Annotated in this window: 22 protein-coding genes; 9 read left to right on the top strand and 13 right to left on the bottom strand. The window is 53.5% G+C overall.

Annotated elements, in window-relative coordinates; genetic code table 11:
- Positions 1-268: 268 nt before the first annotated feature.
- Positions 269-1,267: a glycerophosphodiester phosphodiesterase gene (locus ACEW72_RS13185; protein ID WP_373476852.1), complete on the top strand. Its 999-nt coding sequence runs from the start codon at positions 269-271 to the stop codon at positions 1,265-1,267.
- Positions 1,268-1,359: 92 nt separating this feature from the next.
- On the opposite strand, the gene ACEW72_RS13180 is transcribed toward ACEW72_RS13185, so the two are convergent.
- Positions 1,360-1,581, bottom strand: a complete 222-nt coding sequence (locus tag ACEW72_RS13180; RefSeq protein ID WP_373476851.1) for a helix-turn-helix transcriptional regulator — start codon at positions 1,579-1,581, stop codon at positions 1,360-1,362.
- A 2-nt stretch (positions 1,582-1,583) separates the two neighbouring features.
- Positions 1,584-2,006, bottom strand: a complete 423-nt coding sequence (locus tag ACEW72_RS13175; RefSeq protein WP_373476850.1) for a hypothetical protein — start codon at positions 2,004-2,006, stop codon at positions 1,584-1,586.
- Positions 2,007-2,131: 125 nt separating this feature from the next.
- Between ACEW72_RS13175 and panB the strand changes: the two genes are divergently transcribed.
- The 5 genes from panB to ACEW72_RS13150 all read left to right on the top strand — a co-directional run bounded on the left by panB (position 2,132) and on the right by ACEW72_RS13150 (position 7,129).
- Entirely contained in the window at positions 2,132-2,998 is an 867-nt protein-coding gene (gene panB, locus ACEW72_RS13170) for a 3-methyl-2-oxobutanoate hydroxymethyltransferase (RefSeq protein WP_373476849.1), read from the top strand.
- 78 nt (positions 2,999-3,076) lie between these two features.
- Complete coding sequence (locus tag ACEW72_RS13165; protein ID WP_373476848.1) at positions 3,077-3,826, top strand: tetratricopeptide repeat protein; 750 nt, start codon at positions 3,077-3,079, stop codon at positions 3,824-3,826.
- Positions 3,827-3,830: 4 nt separating this feature from the next.
- Positions 3,831-5,171, top strand: coding sequence for a PQQ-binding-like beta-propeller repeat protein (locus ACEW72_RS13160; protein WP_373476847.1), 1,341 nt, complete (start codon positions 3,831-3,833; stop codon positions 5,169-5,171).
- A gap of 23 nt (positions 5,172-5,194) precedes the next feature.
- Complete coding sequence (gene der / locus ACEW72_RS13155) at positions 5,195-6,598, top strand: ribosome biogenesis GTPase Der (RefSeq protein WP_373476846.1); 1,404 nt, start codon at positions 5,195-5,197, stop codon at positions 6,596-6,598.
- 99 nt (positions 6,599-6,697) lie between these two features.
- On the top strand, positions 6,698-7,129 hold the full coding sequence (locus ACEW72_RS13150; protein WP_373476845.1) for an Hpt domain-containing protein: 432 nt from the start codon (positions 6,698-6,700) through the stop codon (positions 7,127-7,129).
- Between the two features lie 36 nt (positions 7,130-7,165).
- Here the strand turns inward: ACEW72_RS13150 and bfr are convergent, their stop codons facing one another.
- From bfr to ACEW72_RS13130, 4 genes are all read right to left on the bottom strand, one after another.
- Complete coding sequence (gene bfr / locus ACEW72_RS13145; RefSeq protein WP_373476844.1) at positions 7,166-7,645, bottom strand: bacterioferritin; 480 nt, start codon at positions 7,643-7,645, stop codon at positions 7,166-7,168.
- Positions 7,646-7,745: 100 nt separating this feature from the next.
- Positions 7,746-7,916, bottom strand: coding sequence for a bacterioferritin-associated ferredoxin (locus tag ACEW72_RS13140; protein WP_143776982.1), 171 nt, complete (start codon positions 7,914-7,916; stop codon positions 7,746-7,748).
- 70 nt (positions 7,917-7,986) lie between these two features.
- Positions 7,987-8,706: a DUF418 domain-containing protein gene (locus ACEW72_RS13135; RefSeq protein ID WP_373476843.1), complete on the bottom strand. Its 720-nt coding sequence runs from the start codon at positions 8,704-8,706 to the stop codon at positions 7,987-7,989.
- A gap of 12 nt (positions 8,707-8,718) precedes the next feature.
- Complete coding sequence (locus tag ACEW72_RS13130) at positions 8,719-9,216, bottom strand: DUF418 domain-containing protein (protein WP_373476842.1); 498 nt, start codon at positions 9,214-9,216, stop codon at positions 8,719-8,721.
- A gap of 126 nt (positions 9,217-9,342) precedes the next feature.
- Here ACEW72_RS13130 and ACEW72_RS13125 point away from each other — a divergent pair, with 126 nt between their 5' ends.
- Positions 9,343-10,119: a Coq4 family protein gene (locus ACEW72_RS13125; protein WP_373476841.1), complete on the top strand. Its 777-nt coding sequence runs from the start codon at positions 9,343-9,345 to the stop codon at positions 10,117-10,119.
- Here ACEW72_RS13125 and ACEW72_RS13120 read toward each other — a convergent pair.
- Complete coding sequence (locus ACEW72_RS13120) at positions 10,116-10,790, bottom strand: nitroreductase family protein (RefSeq protein WP_373476840.1); 675 nt, start codon at positions 10,788-10,790, stop codon at positions 10,116-10,118. The two genes, ACEW72_RS13125 and ACEW72_RS13120, sit on opposite strands and share 4 nt — an antisense overlap.
- A gap of 168 nt (positions 10,791-10,958) precedes the next feature.
- Here ACEW72_RS13120 and ACEW72_RS13115 point away from each other — a divergent pair, with 168 nt between their 5' ends.
- A complete protein-coding gene (locus tag ACEW72_RS13115; protein WP_373476839.1) occupies positions 10,959-12,530 on the top strand; it encodes a hypothetical protein in 1,572 nt (523 codons plus the stop codon).
- On the opposite strand, the gene ACEW72_RS13110 is transcribed toward ACEW72_RS13115, so the two are convergent.
- From ACEW72_RS13110 to ACEW72_RS13085, 6 genes are all read right to left on the bottom strand, one after another.
- Positions 12,527-12,937, bottom strand: coding sequence for a hypothetical protein (locus ACEW72_RS13110; protein ID WP_373476838.1), 411 nt, complete (start codon positions 12,935-12,937; stop codon positions 12,527-12,529). The two genes, ACEW72_RS13115 and ACEW72_RS13110, sit on opposite strands and share 4 nt — an antisense overlap.
- A 25-nt stretch (positions 12,938-12,962) precedes the next feature.
- On the bottom strand, positions 12,963-15,248 hold the full coding sequence (gene purL / locus ACEW72_RS13105) for a phosphoribosylformylglycinamidine synthase subunit PurL (protein WP_373476837.1): 2,286 nt from the start codon (positions 15,246-15,248) through the stop codon (positions 12,963-12,965).
- Positions 15,249-15,300: 52 nt separating this feature from the next.
- A complete protein-coding gene (locus tag ACEW72_RS13100; protein WP_373476836.1) occupies positions 15,301-15,939 on the bottom strand; it encodes a hypothetical protein in 639 nt (212 codons plus the stop codon).
- 687 nt (positions 15,940-16,626) lie between these two features.
- Positions 16,627-17,421, bottom strand: coding sequence for an SDR family NAD(P)-dependent oxidoreductase (locus ACEW72_RS13095; RefSeq protein ID WP_373476835.1), 795 nt, complete (start codon positions 17,419-17,421; stop codon positions 16,627-16,629).
- A gap of 44 nt (positions 17,422-17,465) precedes the next feature.
- The gene (locus ACEW72_RS13090) at positions 17,466-18,602 is read right to left on the bottom strand and encodes an acyl-CoA dehydrogenase family protein (protein ID WP_373476834.1); all 1,137 of its coding nucleotides are present in this window, start codon (positions 18,600-18,602) and stop codon (positions 17,466-17,468) included.
- Between the two features lie 2 nt (positions 18,603-18,604).
- Positions 18,605-19,765 (bottom strand): acyl-CoA dehydrogenase family protein, encoded by a 1,161-nt coding sequence (locus ACEW72_RS13085; protein ID WP_373476853.1) that lies wholly within the window; start codon positions 19,763-19,765, stop codon positions 18,605-18,607.
- 196 nt (positions 19,766-19,961) lie between these two features.
- On the opposite strand from ACEW72_RS13085, the gene ACEW72_RS13080 reads away from it, so the two are divergent.
- Positions 19,962-21,377 carry an MFS transporter gene (locus ACEW72_RS13080; RefSeq protein ID WP_373476833.1) on the top strand — a complete coding sequence of 472 codons (1,416 nt, stop codon included), beginning with the start codon at positions 19,962-19,964 and terminating at the stop codon, positions 21,375-21,377.
- The last annotated feature ends 33 nt before the right edge of the window (positions 21,378-21,410 follow it).

The following is a 21,410-nucleotide window of genomic DNA, read 5'->3' as shown; positions in this document are numbered from 1 at the left end:
GATGTGGTTCCGGTCCGCGAACTCCCATACGGGCCCGCAGCTATGCTGCATCAAGAGGCCGGACAGATGGCAGCATCCGACTACATGCACCCCTCTCAAAAACCGCTTGCATCTTTAGGGGCGTCCACAGATGGAAAGCGGCGAAAATTTGTTGGTCGGGTTCAAACTCGAAATTTATAACCAGGTGAAGTTCTGAAGCATGAATATTTTAATCCCCCTTTTAAGCGCTGCCCTTTTATCCGCCTGTTCCATTTCGGAGAGCTACGCCATGCAAAAGCCACTTGATGGCCCAGTCATTGTTATCGCGCATCGCGGCGCCAGCGGCGAACGACCAGAGCATACCCTTGCCAGCTATGCTCTTGCGATTGAGCAAGGCGCAGATTTCATCGAACCCGATCTGGTGCTAACCAAAGATGGCATATTAGTCGCGCGGCATGAAAATGAGATTTCGGAAACCACCGATGTTGCATCTAAAGCGGAATTTGCAGATCGCAAAACAACCAAGATAATCGATGGCCAATCCATGACAGGATGGTTTACCGAAGACTTCACGCTAGCCGAGCTCAAAACTTTACGTGCGAAAGAGCGGCTGCCTCAGCTACGCCAGGCCAATATGGCCTATGATGGCCAGTTCGAGGTCCCCACCTTTGAAGAGATATTGGAACTTGCGAAAGCCAAAAGCAAAGATACCGGGCGCACCATAGGCGTTTACCCCGAAACCAAACATCCCGGTTACTTCGCCTCGATTGGCCTGCCGCATGAGGCGCCCCTGCTCACGCTGTTAAACGCTTTTGGCCATGTCGAGAAATCTTCGCCCGTTTTCATCCAGTCGTTTGAAGTCGAAAATTTAAAGGCTTTGCGTGGCAAAACCAAATTACGGCTGATCCAGTTGATGGACGAAAAAGGTAGCCCGGCAGACAGGTCTGATCTTAGCTATCCGGCAATGGCAACGCCTGAAGGATTAAAGACGGTGGCAAGCTATGCCGATGGCATAGGTCCGAACAAAGCACTCGTCATACCGCGTACTATATTGGGCAATCTTGACACCCCGACAAACCTTGTCAGCGACGCGCATAATGCGGGATTGGCGGTTCACCCCTGGACATTCCGACGCGAAAATTACTTCCTGCCATTGAGCGCCAAATCGGGTCTCGATCCACGGGATCCAGGCGATATCGCAAGTGAAATCCGCGCTTTTCTAGCGGCGGGCGTTGATGGCATTTTCAGCGACAATCCAGCGCAGGCAATTTCCGCGATAGGCCGGTGATACGGGGATAATATTGTACATTCCAACGGTAAAGTTGAAGGCCTGAACCTTGCCGGGGAGCGGATGTTCAGGCCTTCGATGCGGCGCCGCATTCATGGAATGTCATTTTGCCAGCGAAATACATCTTCAAGCGGCTTGCCAAACACATGGGCAATGCGGAACGCCACTTCTAAAGACGGGGAATATTTTCCCTGTTCAATCGCTGCGATGGTTTGGCGGGTGACGCCGACCTTTTCACCCAGATCACCTTGGGTCATTTCGCCGGTCAAAAAGCGCAGCGTTCTAATATCGTTGTCGAATGGGATATTTGCCATTTTCAATAGCCCCGGCGGTAAAAATATAATTGAGACCCCACGCGCACCAACTCGGCGATGACGACCGTGGCGATCAACATGTTGAGATATACGCCAGGGCTTAGCCCGTAGAATATCGCGATCATATTGCCCCACACGCCAAGGACGAGCGGATAATAAGCCAAATGTGTGCCGCGAATATGGATGCTCCGTTCACGTTCATCTTCTTTTAACTGCGCTTCTTTAGGTGCGCGTATCGCAAAAAAGGCGGCGGTAAATGCAATAACGCCGATGATAATGATTGTTACCGGCACCAACATTCCTGCAACCGAGCCGACGCCCGCAGGCGTTGAAATGATCGACCAGGGATAGGACAGAAAATACCAACCAAACGCTATCGTCAAAGCAATGAATGCAGCCCAGTGGGTTTGTTCGCGAAATGACATTTTATAGTCTCCTTTGTTATTTGATTCTTACATAATGTTATATTTATTTAACATTGAGTCAAGTCAGAATAACATTTTTCGGTTCTTGCTTTTGTAAAGCCGCAAAGGTCGCTAAGCCCTTCGACATGTCTACACGACCCCAAACGCTCAGCTTCGACACGTCAACCAGTCGCGCCAACCCGACACCTTCGCCAATGAAGCGGCTTACTGTTCCGCGCATCCGGCAACGCAAGGGTGGCGAACCGCTGGTCATGCTGACGGCTTATACTGTCCGAATGGCGCAATTATTGGACCCGCATTGCGACATGTTGCTTGTTGGCGACTCGCTCGGACAAGTGATCTACGGCTTGCCGCATACCGTTGCGGTAACGATGGAAATGATGGCGGCCCATGGCGCGGCTGTCGTGCGCGGCAGCTATCATGCGGCAGTTATCGTTGATATGCCTTTTGGTTCTTATGAAGCATCGCCCGAGCAAGCATTTGTCAATGCGTCCCGCTTGCTGAAAGAAACCGGTGCGGCTGCGGTTAAAATCGAAGGCGGACGCGTACTTGCCCCCACCGTCGAATTTTTAACGTCTCGCGGTATCCCTGTTATGGCGCATGTCGGCCTGACCCCGCAGGCGGTCAACATTTTAGGCGGCTATGGCGTGCGAGGTAAAAGCCCCGAAGAAGCCAAATCCATTGTCGAAGACGCTGTTGCAATGTCGGACGCCGGCGCCTTTTCAATGGTTATCGAGGGCGTATTGGAACCAATCGCCATCGAGATTACCAACAAAATCGACTGCCCGACGATCGGCATTGGCGCATCGGCGCAGTGCGATGGGCAGGTTTTGGTTACAGAGGATATGTTGGGCTTGTTCGACCGTGTGCCGAAATTTGTCAAAAAATTCGGCAATATGGGCTCGTCGATCGAAGAAGCAGTACGCGAATTTGCAAGCGGCGTGCGTGACCGCAGCTTTCCTGGCCCTGACCAATTGTATGAACCAGTTTGAAGCAGGGCTGGCCTATCTCGGTGAGTCCCGCTAAGGACGGCGCAACAATATGGTTATCATGCAAATTCGGAGGCCCTTTTGGCTTTAACACCGACTGATAAACGCGCCGGAAGCGATGAAGCTTTCCTGCGCGAAGTAGACGACGCCGTCCGCGCAAGCGATCTGAGTAATTTCTGGACTCGCTACGGCCGTTGGTTGCTGGCGGCGGTTGTTGCCGGACTTTTGGCTTTTGGCGGCTGGATCGTCTACCAGAACATCCAACAATCCGCTGCCGACAAGCAAAGTGAGCAATTTGTCGAAGCAATGGATAAATTGCGTGCCGGACAAGCTAAGGAAGGTCGCGCCAAGCTGGCTAAACTCTTCAAGGCGGAACAGCCGGGCTATCGCGCGATGGCCCTGATGGTCGAAGCCAATCTGCTCGGCGAAGAAGGCAAGACCAAAGACGCGATCGCGATGTATGCTAAAGTAGCCAAAGATAGCAGCCTGCCCCAAACATTCCGGGATCTGGCGCTCATCCGTCAGACGAGCGCGGAATTCGATACACTTGCCCCACAAACCGTTGTCGACCGTCTGAAACTGTTGGCGACGCCCGGGCACGCCTGGTTCGGCAGTGCCGGCGAACTGACGGCATTAGCGTATATGAAGATGGGCAAAGACAATCTCGCCGGGCCCATTTTTGCCAAAATCGCCAAGCAGGAAGGCGTCCCGCAAAGCCTTCGGAGCCGTGCTCAACAGATGGCGGGGGCACTCGGTATCGACACTGTTCAGGTTGATGAAAAGACAAATGCGGCAAAAGCGACAAACAAAACCGCGACCCAGGGAGAGTGAATAGGTGAAGATCAGCACAAAACTGCTTTTGGTTCTGGCCGCATCTGCGGCGTTGGGCGGCTGTGCCGTACTTGACGGCGTGCGCGGCGACGCGGGCAAAAAGAACAACACGCCTACAGTCGGCAATCGCGTCGATATTCTGGGGACAGAGCGTGATATGGAGGTCGATCCGGCACTAAGCAATGTTGCCGTTATCCTTCCCCCGCCACTCGTAAATGACGCTTGGGCCCAACCGGGCGGAAATGCTTCGAAATCGCCTGGCCATGTGGAACTGGGTCAAGCACTCACCCGCATTTGGACCGCGAATGTGACCGGTGCCAACCCGAGGGCGCGCCTTGCCGCGAGCCCTGTCGTCAGCGACGCACGGGTGTATGTTGTGGACACGACAGCACGGATATCCGCGTTCGACGCGAATAGCGGCGCGGCCTTGTGGTCAAACGCTCTGGAAATTGACGATGACGGTAAGCCCTCACGCTTTGGCGGCGGCGTAAGTGCCACAAGCACCAACATATTCGCAACAAATGGCGTTGGCGACGTAACCGCTGTGGCCGCCGATACTGGCGCCGTTGTTTGGAAAAAGCGCCCAGCCGGACCATTACGTGGTGCCCCTACTTTGTCCAATGGCAATGTTTATGTCATGACTCAGGACAATCAAATCTACGCCCTGCGTCAAACCGATGGCGAACCCCAATGGAATGAGGCCGGGCCAGTAGCGGCCTCCGGAATTTTCGGCGTTGGTGCCCCTGCGGCCGCGCAAGGTACGGTCATCGCCGGATATTCAAGCGGCGAGCTTGCAGCCTATCGGTATGAAAATGGCCGTAGCTTGTGGACCGATACGCTTTCGCGGACAGCAATGTCGACGTCAGTATCAACACTGACCGATATTGATGCCGATCCGGTGATTGATCGCGGCCGTGTTTTTGCCCTTGGTAAGGGCGGGCGTATGGCATCCTATGAACTGGTAACAGGCCAACGTATTTGGGAAATCAATATTGCCGGTGTTTCGACGCCTGTCTCGGTCGGTGAATGGGTGTTTGTGATGACTGACGAAGCCCGGCTCCTCTGCGTTGCGCGGTCCAGCGGCAAGATACGCTGGATTTCCAAATTGCAGCGGTACAACAATGAAGAAAAAAAGAAGGGCCCTATTAGCTGGTATGGACCAGTGCTAGCAGGGGGCCGCCTGATTGTCGCAAGTTCGCGTGGCAGCATCTGGTCGATTTCGCCCGAAGAAGGCGCGGCCAGCGAAGTATTTGATCTGAACGCCTCCGTTTCATTGGCGCCTGTTGTTGCGAATAGCACGTTGTACATTCTCGACGATTCGGGTCGAATTTCGGCGTTTCGCTGATATTATAAAGGAGTAATGCCGGCATGTTGCCGACGGTAGCCATTATTGGTCGGCCAAATGTCGGCAAGTCCACCTTGTTCAATCGCCTGGTTGGCAAGAAGCTTGCGCTCGTGGACGATACCCCCGGTGTCACACGCGACAGACGTGAGGGTCAGGGCCGACTTTTCGACCTTGAATTCACGATCGTCGACACCGCCGGTTATGAAGATGAAGACCCCGACACCCTGCCCGGCCGTATGCGAATGCAGACCGAGGCAGCTATTGCCGGGGCGCAAGTTGCCCTTTTTCTGATTGATGGCCGGGTCGGCGTTACCCCTCTTGATGAGGAGATCGCCCGTTGGCTGCGAAGCAGTGCAACTCCGGTTGTACTGGCCGTCAACAAGGCTGAGGGCAAGCAAGGCGATGACGGTATTTTGGAAAGCTATGCCCTTGGCTTTGGCGACCCGATTGCCATTAGCGGCGAGCATGGCGAAGGCATGGCTGACCTATTCCAGGTGCTTTTGCCACATATCGACGGTGGTGCGTTTGAAGAACAGGATCCGGAAGCACCCGATGCGATTTTGAAATTGGCCATCGTCGGCAGACCCAATGCAGGAAAATCGACGCTCATCAACAAATTGCTGGGCGAAAACAGACTGATTACCGGCCCTGAAGCGGGGATTACCCGCGACAGCATATCCGTCGACTGGATCTGGACCGATCCCAGTCCGAAACAGGGCGAACCCGATGAAGAGGGCAATATTCCGCCGCTACTAACCGAGCGCCGCGTCCGGTTGATCGACACCGCAGGGATGCGAAAGCGTGCCAAGGTGCAGGATAAGCTCGAAAAGCTATCGGTCGCTGACGCACGGCACGCCATTGATTTTGCCGAAGTGGTGGTGTTGCTGCTCGATGCGACCAAGGGCCTTGAAGTACAGGATCTCAAAATTGCGGACCATGTTATTCAAGAAGGCCGGGCGCTCATCATTGCGATTAACAAATGGGACATTGCTGTAAATGGCAGCAGCCTGTTCAACGGCATCCGCGCCGCATTGGAGGAAGGCCTATCCCAATTGAAAGGCGTGCCTATGATCGCCGTTTCCGCTGCAACTGGCAAAGGTCTGGATAGCATGATCTCCGCAGCGTTCGACGCGCGCGAAGCATGGAACAAGCGTGTACCCACCGGCATCCTAAATCGCTGGTTCGAAGCCGCAGTCGCTGCGAATCCGCCACCTGCCCCCGGCGGCAAACGGATTAAATTGCGTTACATGACACAGGCACGAAACCGGCCGCCCACTTTTGTAATATTCGGCAACCGCACGGATGAGCTTCCGGCCAGCTATGCGCGCTATTTACTCAACGGTATTCGCCGTGATCTTGATTTTGGTGCGGTGCCGGTTCGGATCAATTTCAGGTCCTCAAAAAACCCCTTTGCTGACAACGGATGATCCGCGTGTTTGCCGAACAGATTATGTCAACGCTCTGTTTACTTCTTCGGGTGTAAAGGAACCCGACAGGACCATTTTCGTTGTCCATGGAGCAGCGCGTTGACCGATAAGCCGGATGATCTGATTGACTGGAAGACTTTTACCGAAACCCGCAACCTATTAGGTGCCGGTTTTGTGCGGATTTTGGGCTATTTCCGGGAGGATGGAACGAAATCTGTCGCGGCTATCGAAGAAGCGTTGCGATTAAAAGATTCTGCCAAGCTGGTCATTCCTGCCCACACGCTGAAAGGTGAGTCTTGGCAATTTGGTGCCGATAAGCTCGCGCTTCTGGCCGAAGAGATCGAAATGTCGGCACGTCATTATGTCGAAATACAGATCGATCCATCTGAACTGGTCGAAAAAATTGTTCGTCTTCGCCCTGTGTTCGAAGCCACATTGTCTGCGCTTGAGTCAGAAGCGAGCCCTCTTGTCGAACGCCGTCCCGTCAGCTTTGGCCAACGTAACGCCCTTGGCGGTATGAGTTACGGCTAAACCTTTTATCAAGGGTCGAGTGCTGAGGGTCAGGTCCTATTCTTCGGCCGGCCGTGATTGCAACTGCACGTAATTTTCGATTCCCATCCGCGCAATCATATCGAATTGTTTTTCCAGCATATCGACATGCTCCTCTTCGCTTTCGAGGATGTCTGCAAACAAATCGCGACTGACAAAATCACGTACGCTTTCCGAATAGGCAATTGCATCTTTCAAAAGCGGCAAGGCTTCATATTCCAATTCGAGGTCGGCCTTTAATATCTCTTCGACTGTCTCGCCAATACGCAAGCGGCCAAGTAGCTGGAAATTAGGCAAGCCTTCCAAAAAGAGAATGCGCTCCGACAAGCGATCCGCATGTTTCATTTCGTCAATGGACTCATGCCGCTCAAAATGAGCCAGATTCGCCACACCCCAATTGTCGAGCATACGATAATGCAACCAATATTGATTGACCGCGGTCAGTTCGTTTCTGAGAGCTTCATTCAAAAACTCTATGACTTTCGCATCGCCCTTCATGTCGTGACTCCTATTGGCTGTTGTAGTCTGAATAGCGGCCAAAGACACGCAAGTGAAGGTAAAAATCCGCAGAATTGCGAGGATTTATGCTGCGCTATTGCTAAGCGGTTGCAGGACCGGCGCTGATAATGTTTCGCGCAAACGATAAACATTGGCCACATTTAGGCTTGCGTCCCAGCCGGGCATACACATCATTCGGGCGATCCGATCCTGACCGCACAGCTGCGCGCAGATCTTTTTCCCGGATAGCATTGCATACACACACGACCATCGATTCGCTCCTGATGGTCTTTGTTACCGTTAATGCGAATTGATTGCAATAGCTTTAGGGTGTCTGGCACCTACCGCACCATTTTTTGCAATTTCCCGCGGGCAAGGCTACGCCACACATATTCAAGCGGACCATAGCGAAACCGCGCCAACCAGGGTTTTGACCAGAGCAGCATCACAATCCATGCGCCGAACACGAAAGGCCATAACCCGATGCGGCTGATATTACCGTAAAGCCCGAGGCCATATCCATAAAATAGGCTGGTCATAACGATGCTGGTACCCAGATAATTGGTGAATGCAGCCTGCCCAGCAGCCTCGACACGGCTAATGAAGGCGCCGCCAGAAAGTCTATCGATCAAGAGAACGAACAACGCCACGTAACCGATAGTCAACATCAAGCGCGGTATCGAGTTCCATACAAGAAACACCGCGAGCGAATTGATGACATCATGGTCAACCGCAATCAGACCAGCCGCCAGAACAGCACTTAGCAATAAACCCGCAGGTACAAGCTTTTTTATCCATTTGATATAGTCAGCTCTGGCCCATTTTCCGGTTATAAAACCGTTTTTCTTCATCGCCATTCCGATCATCATCAGCGGTAGAGTTTCGGTAATGGATTGCAATATCATCATTAAAGGCGCGTACCATTCGGACAATTTATCTGCGACGATAGGCCAATAGGGGCCCCTATGAAGGGCGAGTTCCTTAGCAATATTCATATCGAAATCAGGGTTGCTGGTAATCTTGCGATATTGCGTAACCAGATCGGCGTCGGCACCAGGCAAATTCGCAAAATATTACAAGAGCTGAAGCGCGGTGAATTGTGCGCCCCACAATAAAAGGCCGAGTCCGAAAATAATCAGCGCCCATTTTATCAACCGGCGGGGCTCCCAATTCCTGAACAGGAACGCGATGCACCCAACGCTGGCGTATAAAAACAATATGTCGCCAAACCACAGCAGGAAATAATGCGCCAAGCCAAATACAGCCAGCCAGAACATGCGTGCAAAATGGGTTTTTCCGGGATTCTCGCCTTTTGCCTGTGCGCCTTCGATAACCAGCATCATGCTGGCACCGAACATAATTGAAAATAGTCCCCGCATTTTGCCATCGACAAGAACAAAAGAAACGAACCAGGATATCTCGTTTTCAAGCGAAACGCCGCCATAAGCCTTTGGCGTGATATAGGCCCATTCGGGCATAGCAAACGCAATGATATTCATCGCCAAAATGCCCATCACCGCAAAACCGCGCATAGCATCAAGCGTCAAAAAGCGTTCAGTATCGGCTTGCATGGATTTCCCCCTGTATTGTTGAAATAATACAGCAGAATCGCGAAACGTCCAGCCCATTAAGTTTTTCTTATTGACATAGATGTAGGTAGAAAATATCTTCGCGTTAAATTTCACTGGAGGTTTTCAATGTCCGCTGTGCCGTTTCATCATCCCGACCGCCCTGCGGACGAGTTTCGTCCGTTTAAGGCATGGCATCATTTTCGTAAGCTGATTGCCGACAAAGAAGATACCGAGCAGGTATTCCACATCATCGCGGCGCTGCGGGGACGCAAGTTCCGCACGATTGCGGGCAAGTTTTGGCACAGCGAAAAAGGACAGCGCATACTTGCATCGAATCAACGCCTGATTGATGTTCTGGATGACCATGACAGCATCAAAAAATTACCCGCCGGAACCGTCGGGCGGGCTTATGTCGATTTCATGGAACGCGAAGGACTGAGCGCCGCAGGGCTTGAAGCCGAATATGAAAAGTTTACAGATGCAGGCGTCCGGTTCGAAGACGGTATCGACCGCTATGGCGACCGCTTACGTGACACCCATGACGTGCTGCATGTTTTGACAGGCTACGGACGCGACGCGCTTGGTGAACAATGTGTTCTGGCTTTCACTTACGCGCAAAACCGGAATCTTGGCGTTGGCTTCATTGCGTATGCCGGTGGCTTTGAATTGAAACGGCGCGTCGCGCCATCTGCGCCTATAATGGCTGCGGTTCGTGAAGGACATCGTATTGGCAAGGCCGCCCAAAACATTGTGCATGAAGATATCGCGGAATTGCTGAAAGAGCCTTTGGTTGACGCGCGCAAACGCCTCGGCATCGCAGAGCCTGTTATTTATCGCAAAGCACATGAAACTATGCGTTCGTGCGGCGTTGATCCCTACAATCTGCTCGCTGTTGCAGCTTAGAGCCAGCTTGAAATCTGTTCCAGCGGCTTTTTGATGGTCGCGTGGACTGGCACTGTTGCATCAGGTGACGGATGGCCAACCACGAGAATCATGACCGGTTTTTCGTTCGTCGGCCGCTCGCAAATTTCGTTCAGAAATTTCATCGGATTCGGTGTGTGCGTCAACGTCGCCAAACCGGCTTCATGCAGCGCTGCGATCAAAAATCCGGTGGCGATTCCAACGCTCTCATTGACATAATAATTCTGCTTATCGTCACCGGGATAAAGCCCGCCACGCCTTTGGCCAAAAATGACAATTAAATAGGGCGCGATTTCAAGATAAGGCTTCGCGTCATCCGTACCAAGCGGGGCCAAGGCATCGATCCATTCCTGGCTTGCTTTCCGCTCGTAAAATTCCTTTTCCTCTAATTCTGCGGCAATTCGCAGTGCTTTTTTCTTTTCTGGCGAAGAAATGACGGCAAAATGCCACGGCTGATGATTTGCACCACTCGGCGCCGTCCCCGCCGCGAGTATTGCCGTTTCGATCACTTCTGGCGCGACTGGCGTGTCGGCAAAGTCACGACACGTACGGCGGGTTTTGAGCGCCATGTAAAACGCTTGCGCGTGCTGTATCCGCTCGGCGTCTGAATAGGCCGGCAATGCATTATAGGCGATGGTATCATGTGGCTTCATATCGTCACGCTAAACAATGCTTATGCCTTACGCCAGCCTTGCGTACGTTAACCGATTTTTTCATTGCGGCTGTAACCAAAGCCTGAAATCATGAGCATAAGGTCGATCCAAATATTCGGTACGCGAGTTCAAAAGAACCGCGACTACGAAAGTTAGAGGATACCAGTCATGCCCGACAATTTTATCGATGTCCGCAACGCCACAAACTGGCAAAACCATCACGAAAATATCAGCGTACCGGTTGCCAAAATACTTACCGTCCGCAACGATAAGACTGTCCCCACCTCATTAAACGGTATGAAAGCAACCGCAATGCGGGTGCAAAATGTTATCCGCGATGCTCTCGCCGCTGGCCAGAGAATCCGCGCCGCCGGATCACATTGGTCATTTTCGGATATCCCGACGGTTGCCAATGGCTGGATCGTGGAAACTGGCAAGCTTGACTGGCGTTTCACATTTGGAGCTAGCGACCTTCATCCCCATGCAGAGGTTACGCACGACGAATTGTTGCTCTGCCAATGTGGTACGTTGATCGCCCGGATAAACGAGACGCTGGAATCACCAAATTCGGTATTGCCTGACAGCCGCCGCCGCCGCGCGCTTCGCACTTCGGGTGCGAGCAATGGACAAACCATCGCAGGCGCGCTTGGTACAGGCGTGCACGGATCGGCAATCGACGTCGCGGGAATGGAAAGCCAGGTTGTCGGCATCCAGCTTTTAAGCGCAAATCGCAACCTTTGGATCGAGCGCGCAAGCGCCCCTGCGATGGCGGACAATTTTGCCGCAAGGCTGGGGGCGACCCTGGTGCGCGATGACAATCAGTTTGAAGCAGCAATTGTCAGCCTTGGATCGTTGGGCATTGTCCATTCTGTTATGATCCGTTCAACCGGACGCTATCTGCTCAATTCGTCGCTGCGCCGCATCCGGTATGGCCGCATTAAAACCGCCCTTAATTCGTTGAATTTTCAAGGCTCTGGCATTCCAGACGAATCGCGGAGGCCCTATTTCTTTCAAGCCATCGTCGACCCCGATGATCTGTGGGAAGAAGGCGATCGTGCCCGTGTTTTCTGCACTGTGCGCTACAAGGAATTTTGCCCGCCCAATCATATCGCCAAATATGATCTAAAAAAGGAAAATACCGACGGAACCGATCTGCCCAAGCTTGTTGGCGACATCATCAAACTTAGCCCCGAAATCCGCGATCTTGCGACATGGTTGCTGATGGAAATAATGCTGAAAGAAGAGAATCAGGCAGACGAGCCAGAAAAATGGAAAACGCCCGGTCAGGCTTATACTTTTACCGATGCGCGCAGGGGCGTCGCGAGCAGCGGCTTTGGGGTACCGCTATCGCAAACCAGCCGGGCGCTTGAAATCATGGCCGCTGCTTTCCGTTCGCACAAGAAAGCCGGTGTCGTTTTGACGTGCCGTTACGCCCAAAAATCGCCGGGCATCTTGTCCTTTACCCGCTATGATCCGACCTGTGTGATCGACATTGACGGCATTGATTCCAAAGCGACCCAAGCGCTTATCAAACTGGTGGCGCAACGATTTTCGGAGGCAGGAATGCCGTATACGATGCATTGGGGCAAAACCAACCATCTGACGCGGGCACGCGTGCGCGCGGCCTATGGCGGCAATGTCGACCGTTGGAACGCGGCGCGATCATTAATCTTGCCCGATCACGCCGAGCGCAATGCATTTTCAAATGATTTTATGAATTCGGTGGGGCTGAACGCCTAGCGAAGGTCTTTGCGGATCATCAATTTTAGCCCCGACCACACGGCATCGACCGCACAGACCTTCACATCGACCAGATCGTTTGAGGGCTTGATGACGGCCCGGATGGTATCTTCAGTTAAACTCGAGGGTACTTTTGAAGTCTTTTTGGGCCAACTGACCCATATGAATCCGGCCGGGTCTATGACCTTACGCAACGCTTCCAGCTTTTCAGCCAGCGCAATCCTGTCAGTTACGAAAATATGTGCCGCTTGAACCCCGGATGTAGGCACACGGTCTTCGGAAAGGATCAATCCCGCCTCGGCAATTTCCGCGCGGACGCTATCGGGCATGGAATCAAACCACACGCGCATACCGTCTTTGTACCCCAGTTTTTGAACCAGTGGTTTGCCGGAATATCTTGTAATCATAACAAGGTAAAACCGATGGAGGTGTTTATTGTTCCATCCACTCTTTGAAGAAGCTTTCGTGCGCGGCGCGGAGGTCGGTGAGGGGTATCCGCAAATCATCGTCGAAATTTTCGAAATCGATGCAGTCGCCATGGACGTTACCGATGAGCAAAAATGGAATTTCCGCTGCGTTTGCCATAGCTACAAATGCCTCCTCACGGGTGGAGGTTGTCACTATGTAGAGATCCTGAGTCTCTGAAAAAAGACACTGAATGACACGCTGGGTTTCCTCTTCAATGCGGCTGCGATCACTCCAGTCTCCAATAGCCTCAACATTGTCGAGATTGGCACCAAGGTTTCCAGCAAGAGCCATTTCGGCGATGGAAACCATAATGCCTCCATCCGAAACATCATGAACAGCATTCACCGCTGCCGCATCAATAACTGCTCGAACAAATTCAGCAGTCTTTCGGCAGCGTTGAAGATCAACTTTTGGGGGCACTCCGGTTTCTTGGCCGTGGATTTCGCGCAGCCAGATCGATTGACCAATTTCCGGTTCGATTGATCGATCACCGCCGACAATCCAGATCGCGTTGCCCTCCGCCTTAAACCCGATGGTCGCCATCTTGCTCACGTCTTCGAGCACTCCCACGCCGCCAATCGCAGGCGTCGGTAAAATCGCGCTGCCACCACCGGTCGCCTTGCTTTCATTGTAGAGGCTCACATTGCCCGACACGATCGGGTAATCGAGAGCGCGGCAGGCGTCGGCCATGCCTTCGAGACAGCCCACAATCTGCGCCATGATTTCGGGGCGCTGCGGGTTGGCGAAGTTGAGGCAGTTGGTGATGGCCAACGGAGTGGCACCAACCGCGCAGATGTTGCGGTAGGTTTCGGCCACCGCCTGCTTGCCGCCTTCATAGGGGTCGGCATAGCAATAGCGCGGCGTGCAGTCGGTGCTCATGGCAAGCGCGCGGTTGGTGCCGTGAATGCGGACTACTGCTGCATCACCGCCCGAAAGCTGCGCCGTATCGCCGCCGACCTGGCTATCATATTGCTGCCAGATCCAAGCGCGTGAAGCCAGGTCAGGGCAGGCCATCAGCTTGAGCAGGTCGGCACCGATGTCGGTGCTTTCCGGAATATCGCCCAGCGGCTTGACCTTGGCCCATGCCTTATATTCTTCCTTGGTGGCGGCGGGTCGGTCGTAGAGCGGTGCGTCCTCGGCCAATGGGCCAAGCGGAATGTCGCACACGGTTTCGCCTTTCCACGTCAGAACCATGTGTCCGGTATCGGTCACCTCTCCGATCACGGCGAAGTCGAGTTCCCATTTGTCGAAGATCGCCTTGGCAAATTCCTCACGTCCCGGTTTCAGGACCATCAACATGCGTTCCTGCGATTCGGACAGCATCATTTCATAAGGGGTCATCCCCACTTCACGGCATGGCACCTTGTCCATGTCGAGAATGATGCCCGCCTTGCCATTTGTGGCCATTTCCACGCTGGAACTGGTTAGCCCTGCGGCACCCATATCCTGAATTGCAACAATAGCATCCGACGCCATCAGTTCAAGGCAAGCCTCAATCAGCAGCTTTTCCGTAAAGGGATCGCCGACCTGCACCGTGGGCCGCTTTTCTTCGGTATCTTCACCAAAATCAGCCGACGCCATGGTCGCGCCATGGATTCCGTCGCGTCCTGTCTTGCTGCCGACATAGACGATGGGGTTGCCAACGCCCGTTGCGGCCGAATAGAAAATCTTGTTCTGATCCGCGATGCCGACGGTCATCGCATTGACCAGAATATTTCCGTCATAAGCCGGGTGGAAATTGGTTTCGCCGCCCACAGTCGGCACACCGACGCAATTGCCGTAACCGCCAATGCCGGCAACCACGCCCTGCACCAGATGCTTCATCTTCGGATGGTCGGGCCGTCCGAAACGCAACGCATTCAGGTTCGCCACCGGCCGCGCGCCCATGGTGAACACGTCGCGCAAGATTCCGCCAACGCCCGTAGCCGCGCCCTGATAAGGCTCGATATAACTGGGGTGGTTGTGCGATTCCATTTTGAAGATGGCTGCCAGCTTGGTGCCGTTTGGCCCATCGCCAATGTCGATTACGCCTGCATTTTCGCCGGGACCGCAAATGACCCAAGGGGCGCTGGTTGGCAGTTTCTTCAAATGGATACGCGAAGATTTATAGGAGCAATGCTCCGACCACATCACCGAAAAAATACCTAGCTCGACCAGATTGGGTTCTCGCCCCATCGCATGCAGAATGCGCGCATATTCTTCTTCATTCAGACCGTGGTCGGCGACGATTTGGGGTGTGATCTCGGACATGGATGCGCCTTAGCGAGGGTGCAGGATTTTGGCCAGTGGCTTTGAACCGGTTTCAGGCAGATACGCTGCGTGCGGTCCACCAGGACGCCAGGGTTAAAAGACCGAACGCCACAAAGGCCAACAGGCTGGTTCCCAAGGTGACCTCGGGTTCGACCGGACCGAACCAGTTCACCGCCTGAAAGGCTAGCAGTAACGCCGCGAGAACGAGCAACGGAAGCCGCTTGGGCTTTGCCTTGAGCGCAAAGAACCACAGGGCACCAAATGTCAGAGCGAGTTCCAGTGGCATCTCGATGACCGGATGGTTCCACAGCCCGAAGCCTAGCTTCGGTTCGCTCCCCGCCAATGTCAGATCGGGCACATGGACCAACAAATCGAGAAACCAGTGCGACAGAACCACCAAAGCGGCAATGACTGCCGCGGATTGGTTGCGACTGAAGGCATAAACAAGCGCGCCAAAGCCTGATGCCCAGATCAATGATCCCAACAGGCTATGCGTAAAGGGCATGTGATAAAGATCCAGAGGGTTCATTACCGATATACCGGGGGTCACCCGCATCGCTTCAATTCCGAATATCAGGAGCAGAAAAAAGGCCCAATCAACCAGTTGCGCCGCAACGAAAAGGACAGGCAGGCTCGGTGCATTTTTGGAAGTTGCCGCGACCAAGGCGGGTGCCCAATGCCCGATGAACATGCTTTTTCCCCGCCGCATTTGCAGAAAATAAATGGGCGCTGGTATTGCTACCAGCGCCCACTGCGTCCGAGGTTGGAAGTCCTTGGCCACAAGGGCCATTCTTTCCGCTTTCTGACGTCCGGTTCCCCAACTTGACCCGAAAGCCATATTGGTTCGCCTTGGCACTTTGGGTATCCCACCCGGCGTTGCGTCATTTGCATGATGCCGCACTTGATGTTCGTTTTCTTTGTACCCACCGCCTCTGCTACATTTCCTTGGTCTTGCGACTAGGCTGCCTGCTGATTTGGCGATCCTGCATTTCCTCTGTTCCGCTCCACTTTCCCGTTTCCGGTCCGGCTTTGCATCGTAGCGGTCTTGCCTGATGACCTGAAGGTGTCATGACAATCCGAGTCGCACAAAGGGGAAAAAGACGACTTATCCACAGCCGAACCGATTCGTGGTGGACAAAATAGAGAACAAGTCAAACGCCCCAACGAATACGGCCCCCACGCAGTGCATGGAGGCCGTTCGATTCAACCGGGGGCGAGGGAGAGAGGAGGAGAGTGCCCGCCGGTTAAAGTGCGTTTCGGTGATTTCTCACCGTCGAAGAGTGAATTAACCGGCAGTTGCTTTTGCTGCAATTGCGAAAAGAAAAGGGCTAGTTGCATATTTTGCAACTAGCTCCAATGCCGTAGCGGAAGGTTGCAATCAGGGTGCGATGCCGTTGCCCGGCAGGCTGGAATAAGCAATCCCGCCATCGCACGCGAGTGTATCACCGACAATGTAATCCCCTGAGCGCGCCGCCAAAAAGATCGCAAGACCCGCCATATCTTCGGGTGTGCCGATTCGCGGAAACGGGATGTTTTTCGCGACCGCATCACCATGATCGCGTGCCGCCTTGTTCATTTCAGACTGGAAGGCGCCGGGAGCAATACCACTGACCAATATGTTATCCTTGACCAGCTCGGCGGCCAAGCGGCGGGTCAGGTGGATCACCGCAGCTTTCGACGCTTGATAGGCATAAGTCTGCCACGGGTTGATCTTGATGCCATCAATCGAGGCTATATTAATGACTTTACCGGGCCGTTCAAATGTTGCGGCCTTCTTCATCAACGGATGCAGGGCTTGCGTCAGGAAAAACAAGCCTTTGACGTTCAAATCCATCACCCGGTCCCATTGCGCGTCTGTGACGGTTCCAAAATCCGCACCCCACGCTGCGCCCGCATTATTCACGAGGATATCAACCTTTTCTTCGCGTTCGGCAATTTGCGCCGCCAATGCGTTGCAACCTTCGACAGTCGAAAGATCGCTAGGCAGGCCGATAACCCTGTCGCCATATTCAGCGACAGTCGCTTCGATCTGGTCAACTTTACGGGCGCTGATATAAATGCGCGCGCATCCGGCGTTCAAATATCCTTCGACAATCATCTTGCCGATCCCCCGCGAACCGCCGGTGACGACCGCGACACGATCATTCAGGTTGAATAGGGTCTGTAAATCCATGTGCATTATTCCTTTTGAAGCCCCGCCAGAGAAGGGCACGTGACTCAATAACCGTTCATCGTCGCCACGCGGTCCGCGTGATAATAAGCGTCGCCAAAAAATTCGTTCAGGCTGCGGTCGCGCTTCATATAGAGGCCGATGTCATATTCATCGGTCAGGCCGATGCCGCCATGCATCTGTACGCCTTCGCGCACGGCAAGATTGCAGGCAAGGCCGGCCTTTGCCTTTGCGGCGGCAACATAAAGCTCGGCCTTGGCATGACCATCGTCAATCAAGGACTGGGCCTTCAGCACAATAGAACGTGCGCCCTCCATCTCGCCATAAAGATGCGCAGCGCGGTGTTGCAGCGCCTGAAACTCGCCGATCACGCGATCAAATTGCTTGCGGGTTTTCAGATATTCAAAAGTCATATCCATCGCGCCAGAGCCGACACCCACCATTTCGGCGGCAGCGCCGACGCGGCCCGCGTCGAGCACCTTGGCCAAGACCGACCAGCCGCCATCGACTTCACCGATAACGGCGTCGGCATCCACCTGAACGCCATCCAGTGTCACATGTGCGGCCATGGCCGAGTCGACCAGCCGTGCGGCCTCCATTGATAATCCGGCAGCGTCCTTTTCGACAGCAAACAAGGTAAGCCCGTCCGTCTCGCCGGCCGCGCCAGCTGTGCGCGCCGCAACGATCAGCATGTCGGACGATGTGCCTTGCACGACGAATTGCTTGTGGCCCGACAGTTTGAACCCGTTACCGCTGCGCTCTGCCGTGCAGGCGATTTTCTCGGGCCGGTGTTTGACGCCTTCATCGATGGCGAGACCGATAACCGTTTCCCCTGCCAAAATGCCGGGAAACCAGCGTTCGCGCATGTTCTTGTCTGCCAGCTTCAATGCTTCCACTGCCGCCACGGAGGTGGACAGGAACGGCGAAGGTGACAGATTGCGCCCGATTTCTTCGAGCACGATCCCGGCTTCGATATGGCCCATGCCCATGCCGCCGTCAGCTTCGGGGATCAGAATTCCGGTAAAGCCCATTTCGGCAAATTGCTTCCACAAATCATGGCTGAAACCATCCTTGCATCCCATATCACGAAACTTGCGAAAATGGGTGACGGGCGCTTCGCTGGCCATGAAATCGCGGGCACTGTCGCGCAGCATATTCTGGTCCTCGTTCAATGTCATCGCCATGGTTATGCTCCCGGCATTTCAAGTATACGTTTGGACACAACGTTCAGCATAACCTCGCTGGTGCCACCTTCGATCGAGTTCGCCTTGGTCCGCAGCCAGTTGCGCGCCTTGGACCCGCCATTCGACCGATCGCTTTCCCATTCCAGCGCCTGCGATCCGCCGATCGACATGACCAGCTCATTCCGTTTCTTGTTCAGTTCGGTGCCGACATATTTCATCAGATTGGAATAAGCGGGATGCGCCTTGCCGGTTTTCCATTCGTCCATGAAACGTTCGCCATGGGCACGGAAAGTGAGGTTGTCGACATCGAACAGCGCCATTTGCGCGCGCAGCACAGGTTCTTCGGCCAACACAGCCTTCATCGCTGCGCCGATAGAAGTCACCCCGCCATCGCCGCCCATGCCGGAAATCATCTCGCGTTCATGACCCAACAGATATTTCGCAACATCCCAGCCGCGGTTAAGTTCACCGACAATCTGGTGCTTGGGAACAACAACATCGTCGAAGAAGGTTTCGCAAAAGGGCGAGTTGCCCGAAATCAGCTTGATTGGTTTTGTCGAAACGCCCGGCGTTTCCATATCGAACAGCAGGAAACTGATGCCCTGATATTTATTTGTCTTGTCGGTGCGGACGAGGCAGAAAATCCAGTCGGCCTGATCGGCATAAGATGTCCAGATCTTCTGGCCATTCACGACCCAATGGTCACCCTTGTCCTCGCCAAAGGTTTGCATCGACACAAGGTCGCTGCCTGAGCCCGGTTCGGAATAGCCTTGGCACCAGCGGATTTCACCGCGTGCGATCTGGTTCAGATAATACACCTTCTGCTCTTCAGTGCCGAATTTGAGCAGCGCCGGTCCGAGCATCCATATGCCAAAGCTGTTCAACGGGCTGCGGCAGCCCAGTTTTGCCATTTCCTGACGGAGAGCCTTGGTTTCCTGTGGGCTCAGTCCGGCTCCGCCATAAGCTTTGGACCAATCGGGAACGGTGTAACCCTTGGCCGCACAGCGCTCCAACCAGATTTTCTGGGCTTCGCTCTGGAACTTGAAATTGCGGCCACCCCAGCAGACATCTTCATCCCCTTTGACCGGGGTACGCATTTCAGGGGGACAATTTTCTTCAAGCCATGCGCGCGCTTCTGCACGGAATGTTTCAAGGTCGGACATCATGCTCTCCTGTTAATTGCTTGGCTAAAATTTGGCCCTTCGCTGTGCGAAACGCAAGTGCTTATCGGTGATCGTTGTATGCCGTAACGTCATTTGCGCGCTGATTGACAGGCATCTTGGCGGCCCTAGCATAGGCTTGGAATGAGGAGCTCCCCCGTATGCGATTCGCCGCAGTTTCGAAGAATACAATGTCGGCATGACATCAGCTACTCGCCTTCCTGCATCATTGAAAATTTTTCATGGCCTCGGCGCGGTTGCTTACGGAATTAAAGATAACGGATTTTCCGTCTTTCTGCTGATTTTCTATAATCAGGTTATGGGGCTGGATGCCGGTCTTGTCGGCACCGTCATCATGGCTGCGCTGATATTTGATGCGTTGGCCGATCCGGTGATTGGCGAATTGAGTGACCGGACGCAAAGCCGTTGGGGGCGAAGGCTGCCATGGCTTTATTCTGCGGCCATTCCGGTCGGCTTGGCATGGATGTTATTATGGCATCCCCCCGCTTTGGATGAGACTGGTCTTCTGCTATGGTTGTTTGCGACCGCCATTCTTGCGCGTTTTCTGATTGCGATGTGCGAGATCCCATCCATCGCGCTGGTCCCCGAAATCACCTCTGACTATGACGAACGCACCGTACTCATGCGATACCGGCTGCTCTGTGCATGGGGCGGTGGATTGCTCATTCTTATTCTCGCTTATGGCTTGTTTTTTACCGATGCAAAGGGTGTCGGCGATCCTGATGGCTATGATGCGTTTTCGTTATGCGGCGCGCTGATCATGACCGGATCAGTGCTTTTTTCTGCTCTAGCGCAGCATCGATATGTCGCCCGACAATCGCCTGCCGCTCGCCCCGCGCATAGTTTGCGACAGGCATTGTTTGAAATGCGCGAAACATTGTCCAACCGCGCTTTTGTCATTCTGGCCTGCGCTGCATTATTTGGACTTATCAACCAAGGCATGACTTTCGCGCTCAGCAATTATTTGCTGAGTTATATTTGGCAGTTGGAGCGAATGGAGTTTCTATATTATGGCGTGATATTGTTCGCCAGTGTTATCATTGCGTTCTTTATCGTGCCTTCGGTTTCGCATAAGATGGGCAAGAAAAATGGGGCAATCATGCTGGCCATACTGACCTTGTCGATCAACACAGCGTTGTATTGCTGCTGGCTGTTTGACATGGTGCCCGGCGGTACGGCCAACCCGCAACCGTTGTTCATGTTCGGCTTTGTAATCTTAGCCAACAGTGCTGCCGTTGGTATGATGATCCTGACCAATTCCATGTTTGCCGATGTCGTGGAGGCATCTGAAGCCGAAACCGGCAGACGGTCAGAAGGACTTTTTTTCGCAGGCTATTTTTTCACACAAAAATGCGCGGTCGGAATCGGTACTTTTTTCGCCGGGATGATTTTGACATTTTCAGCTTTTCCCGAAAAGGCTGTTGCAGGCCAGATTGATATCGCAATACTCAACAACTTTGCGTTATTTTATATGCTCTCGCTTTTGACTATCGGGATTATCGGCATATCCATCTTGCGGCACTTCCCAATTTCGCGCGAAAGTCACAATGAACGTTTGCGCGTCTTGAACACAGCGGCAGAGTCTGCCAGTTAACCGGTCAATTAAAATTTAGTAGAGGATAATATA

Origin of the sequence: Sphingorhabdus sp. (genome assembly GCF_041737645.1) — a bacterium.
In the GTDB taxonomy this organism is placed as follows: domain Bacteria; phylum Pseudomonadota; class Alphaproteobacteria; order Sphingomonadales; family Sphingomonadaceae; genus Sphingorhabdus_B.
This window is presented reverse-complemented; position numbering and strand designations above follow the sequence as displayed.